The sequence below is a fragment of the Bradyrhizobium sp. USDA 4353 genome (genome assembly GCF_054063215.1).
The window spans coordinates 4,325,304-4,338,673 of sequence record NZ_JBSSGB010000001.1 but is presented as its reverse complement, the minus strand read 5'-3'; the positions used below and the strand labels follow the sequence as shown (position 1 = coordinate 4,338,673).

Here is a 13,370-nt window from a genome sequence, read left to right as displayed (position 1 = left end):
CCATCACCGAAGCGCAATCGCAACCTTGCCGAGATGTGCGCCGCTCGACATGTAGTGGAACGCCTCGCGGGCCTCGGTGAACGGGAAGACGCGATCGACCACCGGCTTCACCTGATGCAGCGCCAGCGCGTTCGCCAGCGCCTGGAGATCGTCGGCTGAGCCGACGGTGACGCCCTGGAGCCGCTGCTGCTGCATCACCATCAAGGGCAGCCGCAGTTCCGAGGCGGCCGCGCCGGCGAGCACGCCGATGAAGGCGATGGTGCCGCCGATCTTCGTCGCGCGGATGGATTCGTTGAGCGTACCGACGCCGCCGACCTCCACGACGAGATCGACGCCCTGTCTGGTGATCTCGCGCGCCTGCTTGCCCCAATCCGGCGTGGTCTTGTAGTTGAGCGTAACATCCGCGCCGAGGTCCTTCAGCCGCGCGATCTTGGCCTCGCTCGACGATGTCGCGATCACACGCGCGCCGGCCATCTTCGCGATCTGGAGTGCGAAGATCGAGACGCCGCCCGTGCCCTGCGTCAGCGCCGTCTGGCCCGGCCGAATGCCGCCGAGCTTGACGACAGCGCTCCAGGCGGTGACGCCGGCACATGGCAGACACGCGGCCTCGATGTCGCTGAGATGGGCCGGCGTCCTCACCAGCGCATGCGCCGGAAAGATGCGGTATTCCGTCAGCGTGCCGTCGACCGCACCGCCGAGTGCCGCGCGCATCTTGCTCTCGCTCGGCTCGCCGCCGGTCCAGCTTTCGAAGAAGCTGCCGGTGACGCGGTCGCCCGCCTTGAAAGCCACGACGCCCTCGCCTGCCGCCTCGACCACGCCGGCGCCGTCCGACAACGGCACCAGCGGAAACTTCTGCTTGGAGCCGTAACCGCCCCTGACGGTCAGGAGATCGCGATAGTTGATGCTCGCGGCCGTGATCCGCACCAGCACCTCGCCGCGCGCGGGCTGTGGTACCGGCTTGTCGACCAGCGCCAGCGCGTCGATCCCGCCCGGCCCCTGCAGCTCGTAGCATCGCATCGGAAGTCTCCTGCCCTCGGCCCACGCCGTTGTTCGCGCAGTGCTCACCGATGGTGGAGCGTTTCGCAGCGATGATCAAGCCGCGCCTCGTTCCGCACGGCGGACAAAGCACGAGGACGCCCAATGCCACTAGCGGGCGGGCGAAGCCGGACTTGGCAGGCTGCCGTCGTCGATCAAGGGCATCACGACATGATCGAGCACATACTCCGTCCCCACCAAAGTCATCACCACGGAGATCAGCAGCAGGGCGGCCATCAGGATCATGTCACGTCGGTCCATTGATGACATACGTCGCAGCCAAGCACACGTTTCATGATGACGACCATCCGATGATGTCTCGCTCATGGAACCGAGCGACTCGAGGAACGGCGCAGCGTCATGGACGTTCACGCCGCTGAGTGGATGCCGAGAGGACAACCGCGTCGCGCATGGAACAGCTTGGCTATGGCATCGGCCTCGTCGCTGCGGCGCTGACATCGCTGTCCTACATCCCGCAGGTTCGTAAGGCTTATCCGAAGGGCGCGACCGGCGATCTCTCCGTCAAGACGCTGGTTGCGCTTGGCGGCGGCCTTGCGCTCTGGGTCGCCTATGGGCTGATACGGAGCGACATCGTCGTGATCATCGCCAATCTGCTCGGTCTGAGCCTCGTGATCGCGCTGCTCGCCTTCAAGATCCGCGACATCAGGCGGAGCTGATCCTTACACGTCAGCCTCGAACCTGATGCGGCACAGCAAGCCGCCGTCGCGATAGTCCTGCTCGATGCTGCCGCCGATCGCGGCCAGGCTTGCTCGGATCATCCGGGTGCCAAACCCCTCTCCGAGCGGCGGCGCGACCGCGTCGCGGCACAGCTCGCGCCAGGTCACGAGGCTGCGCCCCGCCTCCTGCGCAAGCTGCACCTCGAGCCGTCCGCCATCGCCGCGCAAGGCGCCGTATTTGACGGCATTGGTCGCGAGCTCATGAAACACCAGCGCGAGATTGCGTCCCGCCTCCGGGCCCAGCGGGATGTCGGGTCCATCCACCGTCACTGCGCCGGATGCCCGATAGGCCTGGAGCTCGGCCTCCACCAGCATGCGCAGGGTCATCACGCGCTGGCTCGACCAGGCGAGCGTATTGGCGCGCGCGACCGCATCGAGCCTGAGCGCGATCGCCTCGCCCTTCTGATGATCCTCGCCCGAGAGGCTCGATCGCACGATCGACTGGAACACCGCGAGCTGATTGTTGACGCGGTGTCTGAGCTCACCCAGCAGCAGCTCGCGCGCATGCTCGTTGCGCTTCAGCTCGATCAGCGATGCACGACAGAGATTGGCGGGCAATATCACCAGCGCTGATGCCGCGAGGAACCCGATGAGATTGACGACCTCCTCGTGGCCGGGCCGATCGGTGAAGCCGATCAGCACGACGGCTGCCGACAGCCAGGCGGCAAATACCGCCGCCGGCAGCCCGCCGAGCAAGGTTGCACACAACACGGCCGGAAAGAACGGCGCATAGGACAGCGTCGAACCGGCGACATCCAACCCGAAGCGAGAGGCAGCGGAAACGGCCACGGCAAGGATCGTGAGCAGAAACGTGGTTGGCGACCACGGCCTGCGTCGAACAATCCAGCTTGAGAAACTCTGACCCACGCGCACGATTGACCCCGAGATCAACCTCTATCGCCAGGTGCCCATGGGAACAAGCCGAAGGAACTGCCGCCCGGCGGCGAAATTTTTGGAACTTTTCCTGAGTAGTTGCGTTTAGCGCGGCGCGTTGCGCCAGATGGAACTTGGCGCTGCCGCAGCAGGAAGCAATTCCGTTACTCATTGCGACACCAGCAGGCACGGCCAGGACGGGCAAAGCCGCGATGCTGGCACCCGCGCGCGCAATTGAGATGCGAGTTCAGCTTTCCAAACCGCCGCGAGAGTTCGCGGGACCCGCCGTTGGTGGACGGCGGCCATCATCTTCCTCATCAGATGAGAATCGACGCGCCCTACTCGGCCGCCTGCCGGACGTGCCGCTCGGTCACCGTGCGCATCGTGACGAGCTCCTCGGCGGCGGAGGGATGTAGCGCGACGGTGGCGTCGAAATCGGCCTTGGTCGCCTTCATCTTGATGGCGATGGCCACGGCCTGCGTGATCTCGGCGGCCATGTCACCGACGATGTGGCAGCCGAGCACGCGGTCGCTGGTCCCGTCGACGACGAGCTTCATGAGCACGCGCGTATCGCGGCCGGACATCGTCGCCTTGATCGGCCGGAACGTGGTCTTGTAGATGTCGACGCGGTCGTACATCTCGCGCGCCTGGGTCTCGGTCAGGCCGACGGTGCCGACCTCGGGCTGGCAGAACACGGCGGTCGGGATGTCGGCGTGATCGACGCGCACGCTTTTGCCGCCGAACACGGTATCGGCGAAGGCATGACCCTCGCGGATTGCGACCGGCGTCAGGTTGAAGCGATGGGTCACGTCGCCGATCGCGTAGATGCTCGGCACCGAGCTCTGCGAGAATGCATCGACGGCGATGCCGCCATTGCGCGGATTGATCGCGACGCCGGCCTTCTCGAGGCCGAGATTGGCGACCGCCGGATGGCGGCCGATCGCGAACATCACCTTGTCGGAGGCAATGCTGGAGCCGTTCGACAGATGCGTCGTGTAGTCCTTGCCGTGCTTGTCGACGCTGGTCACCGTGCAGCCGGTGAGGATGGTGATGCCTTCCTTCTCCATCTCGCTGCGCACATGCTTGCGGACATCCTCGTCGAAGCCGCGCAGGATGTTGTCGCCGCGATAGATGACGGTGACGTCGGAGCCGAAATTGGCGAAGATGCAGGCGAATTCGAGCGCGATGTAGCCGCCGCCCTGGATCACGATCCGGCGCGGCAGCTCCTCGAGGTGGAATGCCTCATTGGAGGAGATGACGTGCTCGATGCCGGGAATCGGCGTGCCGTGGTTGGGCGCGCCGCCGGTCGCGATCAGGATGTATTTGGCGCGGACAGTCTCGCCGGTGGCGAGCCGCACCGTGTGCGCGTCCTCGAGCACGGCGCGGGTCTTGACGACCTTGGCGCCGGATTTCTCGACATTGGCGGTGTAGGCCGCCTCGAGCCGCGCGATCTCCTTGTCCTTGTTGGCGATCAGCGTCTTCCAGTCGAACGAGACCTGCGGAATCGTCCAGCCGAAGCCGGCAGCGTCGGCGATCTCCTGGCGGACATGCGAGCCGATCACGAACAGCTTCTTGGGCACGCAGCCGCGGATCACGCAGGTGCCGCCCATACGATATTCCTCGGCGACCATGACGCGGGCGCCATAGCCGCTCGCAATGCGGGCGGCGCGCACGCCCCCCGAGCCACCACCGATCACGAACAGGTCGACGTCGAATTCAGCCATCTCTCCCCCGACCTGTCCTTGCAACCAGCTTCAGATAGGCTTGTTGCGCTTGCGCATCTCGGCGCGGAACTGCGCGGTCACCGTGTCCGAGAACTCCGCAGCCCACTGGTTCATCGACTGCATGCTCATCTGGATCGCCTTGGGCTCCGCCGCAAGCAGCTTCTGGCCGATCGGCGACTTGTAGAAGGTGACGAGGTTGGCGATCTCGGCATCGCTGAACTCGTTGCAGTAGATCTGCGCCATCTTCTCGCCGATCTCCTTCTCCTTGCCGGCATAGGTCTGGGCGACCATCACGGCGACCTCGTCGAGGTCCTTCTGATAGTTGAGATTGGACTGCAGCAGCGCCTGCTTGGTCTGCTGCACGATGCCCGGGACGGCGTTGGCGTACATCGCAGCCGCGTTCTTCATCGCCAGAATCTCGCGCGCGCCGGCCATGCAGGCGGCCGAGGCCGGCTTCAGCGCCGGCGGCTGGGCCTGCGCCTGCGCGGCAGCCGGGCTCGCCGAGGCCAAGGCCAGCACGATGCCGGCGGCCGGCAAGATTCTGAACACGCTCTTCATTCCAAGTCTCCTGTGAGATTGCGGCCCAAAGCGCAGGTCGTGCTGCGCTCAAGGCCGCTGGATAACGCGAATTCCCTGTGCGCCTGCCAGGATCGCCGTGCTGCCGAGGCCGATGAACAGCCCGTGCTCCACCACGCCCGGAATTGCGCTCAAAAGGCTCGCCAGACGCGGGGGATCCTCGATCTCCCCCAGGCGAACGTCGACAATCCAGTGGCCGCCATCGGTGACGAAAACGTGGCCATCTGCGGACTTGCGCAAGCTCATCGGCCCGGACACGCCGGCCTTGGCGAAGGCCTCGCTGATCTCGCGCTGCGTCGCGGCGAGTCCGAACGGGATCACCTCGATCGGCAACGGGAAGCGGCCGAGCCGCGGCACCCATTTGGTCTCGTCCGCGATCACGATCATGCGACCAGAGGCGCTGGCGACGATCTTCTCGCGCAACAGCGCGCCGCCACCGCCCTTGATCAGGTCGAGTGCCGGATTGATCTCGTCGGCGCCGTCGATGGTGATGTCGAGCCGGTCGATCTCGTCGAGCGTCGTCAGCGGCACGCCGCAGGCCTCGGCCTGCGCCCGCGTCGCCTCGGAGGTCGGCACGCCCACGATCTTGAGGCCGGCATGGACCTTCTCGCCGAGCAGCTCGACGAAATGCTTGGCGGTCGAGCCGGTGCCGAGGCCGAGCCGCATGCCGCTCTCGACCTCCTCCAGCGCGCGCGCCGCCGCCTGCCGTTTCAATGCGTCCATGTCGACCAAGACACCCGCCCCTCGGATGGGCCCCCGGGCGGGGGCCGAAAGCCGGCGCATATCTAGCGATGTTTTGCCGCGGGGCCTAGCTCCCGGCGGTCACGAAATCGGACAAAAAGCGGGTGCGAGCCCTTGCAAGGGCGCGGAGCGACCGGTAGCGGATACCGATGCGCATCGCGAGCACCATCGTCTTCGATCTCGACGGCACCCTGGTCGACACGGCGCCGGACCTCATCAACGCGTTGAACCACATCCTGCAGCGCGAAGGGCTGCGGCCGGTTCCGCTGGCCTCCGCTCGCAAGATGATCGGGCATGGCGCACGCAAGCTGCTCGAGCGCGGCCTCGAAGCCGAGGGCCGCTTCGCCAGCCCGTCGGACATGGACCGTCTCACGGCCGATTTCATCGCCTTCTACGCCGAGAACATTGCGATCGAATCGCGCCCGTTCGAGGGGCTGGAGGCGGCGCTCGACGAGCTCGCCGGTCGCGGCTGCCAGTTTGCGGTGTGCACCAACAAGCTGGAATGGCTGTCCAAGCGGCTGCTCGACCAGCTCGGGCTGTCCTCCCGCTTCGCCGCGATCTGCGGCGCCGACACGTTCGGCGTCGCCAAGCCGGATCCCGTGATCCTGCGCCAGACCATTGCGCAGGCGGGCGGCGAGATCGGCGCCGCGATCATGGTCGGCGATGCCGGCACCGATGTCGGCGCCGCGCGGCGGGCCGGCGTCCCCGTGATCGGCTGCACCTTTGGCTATACGGATGTGCCGATCGCGGAGCTCAACCCGGACCACCTGATCGATCACATGCGCGAGCTGCCGGCCGCGGTCGCAACCCTCGGGCCGGCGCTCAAGATCGGCTGAGCGAAGCGCGTCGGCCTTGCATCTAGCCCGAGGCGCCGGACTCCTGCCCCGGCGAGCTCGCGATCTGGCGTTGCAAGTGACTTTGAAGCCACCTCCCATTCGACTGCCGGATGACGGCCTAACTCTCTGTCCCAGCAATAAAAAGACACACGTCCCGGAACTTTAACGTTCTGTTGAGAATAGGGTTGACCACAGTTGCGCCGCTGTTCTGACGCTCCTATGGTCGCCTTGGGATTGCGGCCGATGGCCGCAGGGTTGTGGGGCGGACATCATGATGCGGCGTGTCATCGCAATTGCGGTTGCGGGAGCCGGCTTGGCCGGTTGCTCGTCCTTCTCCATGGACGGCTTCAAGATGGCGGCGCCGGAGGTTCCCGTGCAGCTCGAGTCCGTGCCGCCCGGCGCGGAGGCCAAGACCTCGCTCGGGCCGTCGTGCCGAACTCCCTGCACCGTCCAGGTGCCGGCGCCCGATGCCGGCTTCAGCGTCACCTTCACGATGGACAAATACCTGCCGGCGACGGTGCCGGTTCAGGTGATCCGTAACACCGGTGACTTCAACTCGTCGCCGCCGGTGGTGATGGATCCGAATCCGGTCGTCGCCGAGCTGCAGCCGGCGCCCGGCGCGCCGCCGAAGGCCGTCAAGCACATGCGGCCGAAGAAGCCGAAGCCGCAGAAATCCGCCGCGGCTCCGGCCGCCGCAGCGCCGGCGACCACCGGCTCCGCATTCCCCGCCCCGATTCCTGGCGCCGCCCGCCAATAAGCTCCCTGGCCTGCGTGCAGCGCAGCAACGACGGCGCGGCCTCCACGATTGTGAGGCGCGCGGATCATGATTAGATTGCCTTGTAATTGAGGTCCGGCCGCGTGCCTCACGCGGTCGCCTCGTGGCATCGCCGCCACTTGCCGCCGATCCCTGTGCAAGGCCCTCCATGACCGTTGTGACGTCTGACGACACCGCCCTGACGCGCCCGATGACCGACCCGTTCGGCCGTCGCATCAGCTATCTGCGCGTTTCGGTGACCGATCGCTGCGACCTGCGCTGCTTCTACTGCATGTCCGAGGACATGACCTTCCTGCCGAAGGCCGACCTGCTGACATTGGAAGAGCTCGACCGGCTGTGCTCGGCCTTCATCCACAAGGGCGTGAAGAAGCTCCGGCTGACCGGCGGCGAGCCGCTGGTCCGGCGCAACGTCATGGGCCTGGTGCGCTCGCTGTCGCGGCATCTGAAGAGCGGCGCGCTCAACGAGCTGACGATGACCACCAATGCGACGCAGCTCGCCAAATATGCCGCCGAGCTCGCCGATTGCGGCGTCCGTCGCATCAACGTGTCGCTCGACACGCTCGATGCCGACAAGTTCCGCACCATCACCCGCTGGGGCGATCTCGACCGCGTGCTCGCCGGAATCGAGGCGGCGCAGGCCGCCGGCATTGCGGTGAAGATCAATGCCGTCGCGCTCAAGAACATGAACGAGGACGAGATCCCCGCGCTGATCGACTGGGCGCACGGCAAGGGCATGGCGCTGACGCTCATCGAGGTGATGCCGATGGGCGAGATCGGCGAAGGCCGCATCGACCAGTACCTGCCGCTGTCGCTGCTGCGCAGCCGCCTCGCGCAGAAATACACGATGACCGATCTCGACGAGACCACCGGCGGTCCCGCGCGCTACGTGCGCGTCGCCGAGACCGGCGGCACGATCGGCTTCATCACGCCGATGACGCATAATTTCTGCGAGAGCTGCAACCGCGTCCGCGTCACCTGCACCGGGACCCTGCACACCTGCCTCGGCCACGAGGACGCCTCCGATCTGCGCAAGCCGTTGCGCGCCTCGGCCAGCGACGAGCAGTTGAGCGATGCGATCGACCGCGCCATCGGGCTGAAGCCGAAGGGTCACGACTTCATCATCGACCGCCGCCACAACCGGCCGAGCGTCAGCCGGCATATGAGCGTGACCGGCGGCTGATTCCTCGTGCTCCCCTGGAAGCTGATCGACACCGCAGAGGTGCCCGGCGGCGGCGAGCCGCTGCGGCTGATGCAGCGCGGCCGTGAGTTCTCGATCAAGCTCGGCTCCAACGAGCTGATGAGCAGCCGGCTCTACGGCTCGGAAGAAGCGCTGGCGACGTTGAGCTGCGCCCGCCTCAAGGAGCGCCCTGCTCCGCATCTCCTGATCGGCGGCCTCGGCATGGGCTTCACCCTGCGCGCGGCGCTGAAGGTGCTGGGCCCGCAGGCGCGCGTCACCGTCGCCGAGCTGGTGCCGGCGGTGATCGCCTGGGCGCGCGGGCCGATGGCCGAGTTGTCCGGCGACAGCCTCGCTGATCCGCGCGTCGACATCCGCGAGGGCGATGTCGTGAGGCTGATCACGGCGGCGCGCGGCAGCTATGATGCGATCCTGCTCGACGTCGACAACGGCCCGCAGGGCCTGACGCGGGAGTCCAACGACGCGCTGTATGATCACTCGGGCCTGCGCGCCGCATTCACGGCCCTGCGTCCCGGCGGCCTGCTCGCAGTGTGGTCGTCACATCCCGACGACCGCTTCGCGCCGCGGCTGCGCAAGGCCGGCTTCACCGCCGAGGAGATCAAGATCCGCGCCACCGGCCGCGGTGGCGGCGGCGCCCGTCACGTGATCTGGATTGCCACGCGGCCGGCGTAAACGCGCCTCCACACGCCGCACGTTGAGTTCTCACCGTCGCCTGTTAAGCTCGCGACGTTTCATTTCAGCTGTTTTCGACTCGCCTTCTCCACGAGGCTCATTGGCATGACCGTCGACCTTTTGAGGGACACCAAGACCTATCCGCGGATGACGCGCTGGTTCAATCCGCTGCTGCTCGTCAAGCTCCTCAACAACGTCGTGACGTCGGCGATGTTCGGCCAATACGCCGACCGCCGCCTGATGGTCGCCGCGCTCGATACAGTGACGCCCGAGGAGCATATGAGGCGCGCGACCGCGTTCGCGCGGAGCCTCAGTCCGACGACGAAGGGCCCGGTCTGGATCGACTTCGTCGCCGATCTCGGCGACGGCTTCGACAGCACCTATGCGGTGGCCTGCCTGCTCGGCCGCCAGACGCTGGAGCTTGGCGGCAAGAGTCTGCCGCGCGGCGAGATGCTGATCATGGGCGGCGACGAGGTCTATCCGCTTGCCAACGCGCAGACCTACCGCAATCAGTTGCGCAAGCCGTATCAATGGGCCTCGCCCGACCACGACAAGAGCGACGACGACGGCGTTCCGCTGTTCGCGATCCCCGGCAACCATGATTGGTATGACGGGCTGGTGCAGTTCCTGGCCTATTTCACCCGGCCGACGCCGACCCATTTCGGCTCGTGGCGAACGCAGCAGAAGCGCAGCTATTTCGCGATCCAGCTCACCGAGAGCTGGTGGCTGTGGGCGATGGACATCCAGCTCGCCGACAATATGGACCAGCCGCAGGCGGACTACTTCAAGCTGGTCGCCCAGTCGGACCAGCTCAAGCCAGGATCGAAGATCATCCTGTGCACGGCGGAGCCGGGCTGGCTCTACACCGACACCAACTTGCGATCATGGGAGATCGTCGACTACGTCTTGAAGATCGCCAAGAACGCGAAGAAGGAGCTGACGATCCCGCTGCTGCTGTCCGGCGACACCCATCATTACAGCCGCTATCACGCCGAGGACGGCACGCAATTCGTGACGTCGGGCGGCGGCGGCGCGTTCCTGCACCCGACGCATCAGCTGGAGAAGAACGTCAGCGTGCGCTGGAACGAAAAGAAGGTGCCGCTGACGCTGGCCACCAAGGATGGCGGCACCGAACCCGCCGTCTACCCGTCGATGCACACCAGCCGCGAGCTGCTCTGGCGCAATCTGTGGTTCGTGCTGACGAACTGGGATTTCTCAATCTTCATGGGCCTGGTGTATTTCGTCGTCGGCGTCCTGGTCGGTTTGCGCAACGAGATTGATGTCTACGTTCTCGTGGCGCTGGCGTTCGGCGCAGGCATCGTCGGCTACACCACGCGGCAGGAGCACGTCTCGCTCAGCGACATCTTCAACAAATGGCGGCGCCGTCACATCAAGACGGAGTTCGACGAGATCGACCGGGAAAACGTGCCGATCCAGTTCAAGAAGGCGCTGGTCGTCATCGGCACGAGCATGCTCCACGCGGCCGCCCACATCGTCACCGCGCTCGCGGCCGCCACCCTCTTCAGGCAGATCAACGGGGATCCCTTCCCTGCCAGCCATCCGTGGTACAGCCTCTGGACATGGCTCGGCCTGCTCGCTCTGCAGATGGGACCGGTCGGCTTCGTGCTCGGAGGCAGCTATTTCGGCCTCAACATGCTGATCACCTGCCGCTGGCTGCGCATGAACCGCAACGACGCCTTCAGCGCGCTGCGCATCGGCCACTACAACAACTTCCTCCGGCTCCGAATCGAGGGCGACGACGTCCAGGTCCACGCCATCGGCCTCGATCGCGTGCCTGAGCGTCACGAGTGGCGGGAGAACTCCCAATACCGGGAAGGCCAGCCGCAGCAGCCACGCTTCGTCCCCGCGACACCGTTGGCGCCGCATCTGATCGAGACGTTCGTCGTCTCCGGCAAAGCGGGGCCGGCCGCGCGCCCGACTTAACGAGCGGGCTGGACAGCGAGGTCGACGACGGCCACCTCTCCGCCTCGCGATTCTCGGCGGTGCTCACGACCCGCAAAATGCACCCAAAAATGGATGCAGCGCCGCGCGCAGGCGCGCCGGATCGGAGTTGACGCAGACCAAGGCAGTTTCTAACAACTCCGCGTGCGGAATGAGCCGCAACAATGGAGCATCAATGCCCAAGACGTACTTTGCGCTTGCGATCGCCGCCTTGCTCACAAGCGTATCCCCCTCGATCGCCAGCGACTATGCATTTCGTCTGCACAACAAGGCGGACGGTTATACCATCAACGGCTTTTATACCTTTCAAGACGGGCAATGGAGCCAGAACTGGCTCGACACCACCAAGGTGCCGCCGGGAGCATCGATCGGCATGGACTGGAATAGCAACCAGGGCAATTGCGTGGTGCCGTTCCGTGTGAGCTGGGATGACTACGGCGCCGAGGATTTCAAGATCGACTGGTGTAAAGGTGTCAAGAACATCTACATGAAGGACAAGGGATTCAGCTGGGACTAAGAGGACCAGCTCCACACGGCTTGACCTTCCAGATGTCCTTCTCCCGAGCGGCGCTGTTTAAGTCCCGATCGAGGGAGCCAATATCGTCATCTGTTCTGGTGAACATGGCGCCCGGATATCAACTGTCCGGGCGCCGATAGCAGCCGATGAGTTCGCTCATGCGGCATGCAGTCCGCGATCAGCCGGTGTCGCCGATCCCTGACACTCCGGTACGTCCACAAGGGCTTTCGTCCTACTCATCGGCTGCTGTGCGACTACGACCGGAACCGCAGCCGCCCAGGCGAGTTGCTGGACCGCGGAGAGGATCTTGGAATGAGCAGCACCGCTGTTCATCCCGTTCCCGCTCCATCCGGCAGCACTCGAACAGAGAGACGACAATGAAAGCACCCCTTCTTCTCGCTGGCGCACTGATCATCGGATCCCTGGCCCCGGCGCTCGCTGATGAATATTACGTCGTGCAGGGCCCCAGCCATCGCTGCACCATCACCACCACCCGCCCCGCCGACCGCGAGGTCGTGACCCAGATCGGGCCGATGGCGTTCACCAGCCGCGTCGAGGCCGAGGACCGCATCAAGCAGACCAAGGTCTGCGAGGACGAAGGCACCGTCGGCAGCACCAGCACGACCACGATCATCAAGGAAAAGTAAGCGTCCGAATCGCCGCTCGCGCGTTTGCGGGATGAAGGGCCGTGCTCATGATCTTGGGCACGGCCCTTCTGTGCGTTCGGGCCGCGCGTGGCCTCGAGGGCCGTCGGCATCATTGAGACTCGCTCGCAGCAGCGACCGTTGCGTTCCACCGCCGGGTTCGGTACTCCGCAGGCCCAGGTGAAGGACTCATGCACTCGCAGTCGCTCAAGCTCGCCGCTGGCAGCCTCGTGGTCGGGACGCTCGTCCTCGGCCTGAAGTTCTTCGCCTACTGGATCACCGGCTCGGTCGCGCTCTACTCGGACGCGCTGGAGAGCATCGTCAACGTCGTCACGGCCGTGGTCGCCCTGCTCGCGGTGCGCATTGCCGCTAAGCCGGCGGACGCCAACCATCCGTTCGGCCACCACAAGGTCGAATATTTCAGCGCGGTCATCGAAGGCGTGATGATCGTGGTCGCGGCGCTCCTGATCGTCCACGAGGCCTATGGCAACCTGTTCGCGCCGCGGCCGCTTTCTGCGCCGATCGAGGGCCTGGCCATCAATGGGCTCGCCAGCGTGATCAACGCCATCTGGTGCTGGCTGCTGATCACCCGCGGCAAGCGGCTGCGCTCACCGGCGCTGGTGGCGGACGGACGACACCTGCTGACGGATGTGGTCTCTTCCGGCGGCGTCGTTGTCGGTCTCGGGCTCGCGGTCGTGCTGCAGCTGCCGATCCTCGACCCTGCCCTGGCGCTGCTGGTCGCCGTCAACATCCTGTGGTCCGGATGGCAGGTGCTGAAGGAATCCACCGGCGGGCTGATGGACGAGGCGGTGCCCGAGGCCACGCTTTCACGCATCCGGCAGATCATCAGCCAGCATGCCGACGGCGCGCTGGAGGCGCACGATGTCCGCACCCGCCATGCCGGCAAGCTCACCTTCATCGAGTTTCACCTCGTGGTCCCCGGCGAGATGTCGGTCAACGCGGCGCACGAGATCTGCGACCGCATCGAAGCCGCCCTGCGCGAGGACGACGAGCACAGCTGGATCACCATTCACGTCGAGCCGGAGAACAAGGCCAAGCACTCCGGCGTGGTGGTGCTGTAGG

The 13,370-nt window shown here is 65.7% G+C and carries 15 protein-coding genes; 9 read left to right on the top strand and 6 right to left on the bottom strand.

All coding sequences use genetic code 11. From position 1 onward, the window contains the following. Positions 1-3 precede the first annotated feature (3 nt). Positions 4-1,017: a zinc-dependent alcohol dehydrogenase family protein gene (locus tag ACVILH_RS19435; RefSeq protein WP_456714327.1), complete on the bottom strand. Its 1,014-nt coding sequence runs from the start codon at positions 1,015-1,017 to the stop codon at positions 4-6. 129 nt (positions 1,018-1,146) lie between these two features. After that, on the bottom strand, positions 1,147-1,296 hold the full coding sequence (locus ACVILH_RS19430; RefSeq protein ID WP_456714326.1) for a hypothetical protein: 150 nt from the start codon (positions 1,294-1,296) through the stop codon (positions 1,147-1,149). 149 nt (positions 1,297-1,445) lie between these two features. On the opposite strand from ACVILH_RS19430, the gene ACVILH_RS19425 reads away from it, so the two are divergent. Further along, positions 1,446-1,712 (top strand): SemiSWEET family sugar transporter, encoded by a 267-nt coding sequence (locus tag ACVILH_RS19425; protein WP_456714325.1) that lies wholly within the window; start codon positions 1,446-1,448, stop codon positions 1,710-1,712. A gap of 3 nt (positions 1,713-1,715) precedes the next feature. Here ACVILH_RS19425 and ACVILH_RS19420 read toward each other — a convergent pair whose 3' ends face one another. The 4 genes from ACVILH_RS19420 to rpiA form a co-directional block, all read right to left on the bottom strand. After that, a complete protein-coding gene (locus ACVILH_RS19420) occupies positions 1,716-2,663 on the bottom strand; it encodes a sensor histidine kinase (RefSeq protein ID WP_456714324.1) in 948 nt (315 codons plus the stop codon). A gap of 320 nt (positions 2,664-2,983) precedes the next feature. Continuing rightward, a complete protein-coding gene (gor, locus tag ACVILH_RS19415) occupies positions 2,984-4,369 on the bottom strand; it encodes a glutathione-disulfide reductase (RefSeq protein ID WP_456714323.1) in 1,386 nt (461 codons plus the stop codon). Positions 4,370-4,399: 30 nt separating this feature from the next. Then, positions 4,400-4,927, bottom strand: coding sequence for a DUF2059 domain-containing protein (locus ACVILH_RS19410; protein ID WP_456714322.1), 528 nt, complete (start codon positions 4,925-4,927; stop codon positions 4,400-4,402). A gap of 48 nt (positions 4,928-4,975) precedes the next feature. Continuing rightward, positions 4,976-5,668 carry a ribose-5-phosphate isomerase RpiA gene (gene rpiA / locus ACVILH_RS19405; protein ID WP_456714321.1) on the bottom strand — a complete coding sequence of 231 codons (693 nt, stop codon included), beginning with the start codon at positions 5,666-5,668 and terminating at the stop codon, positions 4,976-4,978. Positions 5,669-5,835: 167 nt separating this feature from the next. Between rpiA and ACVILH_RS19400 the strand changes: the two genes are divergently transcribed. From ACVILH_RS19400 to ACVILH_RS19365, 8 genes are all read left to right on the top strand, one after another. Beyond that, the gene (locus tag ACVILH_RS19400; RefSeq protein WP_456714320.1) at positions 5,836-6,522 is read left to right on the top strand and encodes an HAD hydrolase-like protein; all 687 of its coding nucleotides are present in this window, start codon (positions 5,836-5,838) and stop codon (positions 6,520-6,522) included. A 274-nt stretch (positions 6,523-6,796) separates the two neighbouring features. Beyond that, on the top strand, positions 6,797-7,279 hold the full coding sequence (locus ACVILH_RS19395; RefSeq protein WP_456717026.1) for a hypothetical protein: 483 nt from the start codon (positions 6,797-6,799) through the stop codon (positions 7,277-7,279). A gap of 166 nt (positions 7,280-7,445) precedes the next feature. Continuing rightward, on the top strand, positions 7,446-8,477 hold the full coding sequence (gene moaA / locus ACVILH_RS19390) for a GTP 3',8-cyclase MoaA (RefSeq protein ID WP_456714319.1): 1,032 nt from the start codon (positions 7,446-7,448) through the stop codon (positions 8,475-8,477). Positions 8,478-8,483: 6 nt separating this feature from the next. Then, a complete protein-coding gene (locus tag ACVILH_RS19385; protein ID WP_456714318.1) occupies positions 8,484-9,164 on the top strand; it encodes a spermidine synthase in 681 nt (226 codons plus the stop codon). Positions 9,165-9,269: 105 nt separating this feature from the next. Continuing rightward, positions 9,270-11,108: a metallophosphoesterase gene (locus ACVILH_RS19380; protein ID WP_456714317.1), complete on the top strand. Its 1,839-nt coding sequence runs from the start codon at positions 9,270-9,272 to the stop codon at positions 11,106-11,108. A gap of 193 nt (positions 11,109-11,301) precedes the next feature. Then, on the top strand, positions 11,302-11,643 hold the full coding sequence (locus ACVILH_RS19375; protein ID WP_456714316.1) for a hypothetical protein: 342 nt from the start codon (positions 11,302-11,304) through the stop codon (positions 11,641-11,643). A 377-nt stretch (positions 11,644-12,020) separates the two neighbouring features. Continuing rightward, entirely contained in the window at positions 12,021-12,290 is a 270-nt protein-coding gene (locus tag ACVILH_RS19370) for a hypothetical protein (protein ID WP_456714315.1), read from the top strand. A 188-nt stretch (positions 12,291-12,478) separates the two neighbouring features. After that, entirely contained in the window at positions 12,479-13,369 is an 891-nt protein-coding gene (locus tag ACVILH_RS19365; protein ID WP_456714314.1) for a cation diffusion facilitator family transporter, read from the top strand. The last annotated feature ends 1 nt before the right edge of the window (position 13,370 follow it).

Excerpts from the sequence above, each read along its gene's own strand:
- ACVILH_RS19435 (WP_456714327.1), bottom strand. The coding sequence starts at position 1,017 with ATGCGATGCTACGAGCTGCAGGGGCCGGGCGGGATCGACGCGCTGGCG.
- ACVILH_RS19430 (WP_456714326.1), bottom strand. The coding sequence starts at position 1,296 with ATGGACCGACGTGACATGATCCTGATGGCCGCCCTGCTGCTGATCTCC.
- ACVILH_RS19425 (WP_456714325.1), top strand. The coding sequence starts at position 1,446 with ATGGAACAGCTTGGCTATGGCATCGGCCTCGTCGCTGCGGCGCTGACA.
- gor (WP_456714323.1), bottom strand. The coding sequence starts at position 4,369 with ATGGCTGAATTCGACGTCGACCTGTTCGTGATCGGTGGTGGCTCGGGG.
- ACVILH_RS19410 (WP_456714322.1), bottom strand. The coding sequence starts at position 4,927 with ATGAAGAGCGTGTTCAGAATCTTGCCGGCCGCCGGCATCGTGCTGGCC.
- rpiA (WP_456714321.1), bottom strand. The coding sequence starts at position 5,668 with ATGGACGCATTGAAACGGCAGGCGGCGGCGCGCGCGCTGGAGGAGGTC.
- ACVILH_RS19400 (WP_456714320.1), top strand. The coding sequence starts at position 5,836 with ATGCGCATCGCGAGCACCATCGTCTTCGATCTCGACGGCACCCTGGTC.
- ACVILH_RS19395 (WP_456717026.1), top strand. The coding sequence starts at position 6,797 with ATGCGGCGTGTCATCGCAATTGCGGTTGCGGGAGCCGGCTTGGCCGGT.
- moaA (WP_456714319.1), top strand. The coding sequence starts at position 7,446 with ATGACCGTTGTGACGTCTGACGACACCGCCCTGACGCGCCCGATGACC.
- ACVILH_RS19380 (WP_456714317.1), top strand. The coding sequence starts at position 9,270 with ATGACCGTCGACCTTTTGAGGGACACCAAGACCTATCCGCGGATGACG.
- ACVILH_RS19375 (WP_456714316.1), top strand. The coding sequence starts at position 11,302 with ATGCCCAAGACGTACTTTGCGCTTGCGATCGCCGCCTTGCTCACAAGC.
- ACVILH_RS19370 (WP_456714315.1), top strand. The coding sequence starts at position 12,021 with ATGAAAGCACCCCTTCTTCTCGCTGGCGCACTGATCATCGGATCCCTG.
- ACVILH_RS19365 (WP_456714314.1), top strand. The coding sequence starts at position 12,479 with ATGCACTCGCAGTCGCTCAAGCTCGCCGCTGGCAGCCTCGTGGTCGGG.